The 1130-nt window shown below is 79.6% G+C and carries 1 pseudogene; it reads left to right on the top strand.

The annotated features are described in order from the left end of the window. Nucleotides 1-360: 360 nt before the first annotated feature. Nucleotides 361-1130: pseudogene (locus AAHZ94_RS34400) on the top strand (hypothetical protein); the annotation flags it as partial.

Raw genomic sequence — 1130 nt, 5'->3', positions numbered from 1 at the left:
CCCCCCCCCCCCCCCCCCCATCTTTTTCCCCCCCCCCCCCCCCAACCCCCCATCGGCGCCCGGCTCGGGGGCTCGGATATGTTTAAAAGACACAGCCCCCCCGCCCGCCGCGCCCGGCGGCAGCGGCCACGACGACCCGGCGCAGGAAGCCGGCGCCCGGCGCGCGGCCGACGAGCGGGTCAACGGGCACTCCGCCGGCGAACGCCCCTGGGCCCCGTGGGACGACCCGGGGACCCGCAGGGCCGGCAGCGCTCCCGGCAGCGGGCAGGGCAGCGGCCCGGGCAGCGACCCCGCCGGCGAACCCGGCGACGCCGCCCCGCGCGCCCGCAGCCGCCACCACCCCTGGGACGGAGACGCGGAGTGATCGGGCCCGAGGAGATCGGCGCCGTCGTGCAGGTGGACCTGCGGGCCGGAGCCGCCGAACTCGACACCGCACAGGCCGTACGCGCCAAGGTCGCCCGCCAACTCGGCCTGGCCGGACTGCCCGAGCCCGACCACCCGCTCTTCCTCGTCGTGGACACCCCCGGCGGCCTCGCCGACCACCAGGAACAGTACGAACTCTTCACCACCTACCGGGCGATCGGCGAGGTGCGGATGCTGGTGCTGTTGGTCGGCAGCGCGCCGGGCACCGCGGACGGGGCCGGCGAGGCGTACCAGCCGGACCGCAGGCTGGTGCGCCCCGCCGTGCTGCGCGGCTCGCACACCGCCCTGCTGTGGGCCGGCGACCTGCGCTCCGCGCGCACCGCCCTGGAGCAGCCGGGCCCCGACGACCCGCACGCGCTCGCCGTACTGCTGGACGTGCTGTCGGTGCCCGACGTCTTCCTGCGCGTCCTCGCCGACGCGCGGGCGCTGCCCGACGGGGTCGCCGCGCCCGGCGTGCGCCTGCTCGAACAGGACCTGCCGCCCGAGGTGCGGGACCGGGCCTGGCGCGACGCGCTGAGCAGGTTCGCCGGCGAGGACACCGAACTCGGCGCCGAACTCTCCACCCGCGCCTGGTCGGGCGCCGACCTGCCGGAGCCGCTGCGCGGCCTGGTCGCGGGCCGCGGGCGCCGCGGGCCGGGGGCCGCCGGGGCCCCGCGGCGGCGCCCCGGGCGCCCCGCCGGCGGGCCCCCCCGCCCGCGGGGCGGTAA

Source organism: Streptomyces sp. HSW2009, from assembly GCF_040240285.1.
Lineage (GTDB): Bacteria > Actinomycetota > Actinomycetes > Streptomycetales > Streptomycetaceae > Streptomyces.
This window is presented reverse-complemented; position numbering and strand designations above follow the sequence as displayed.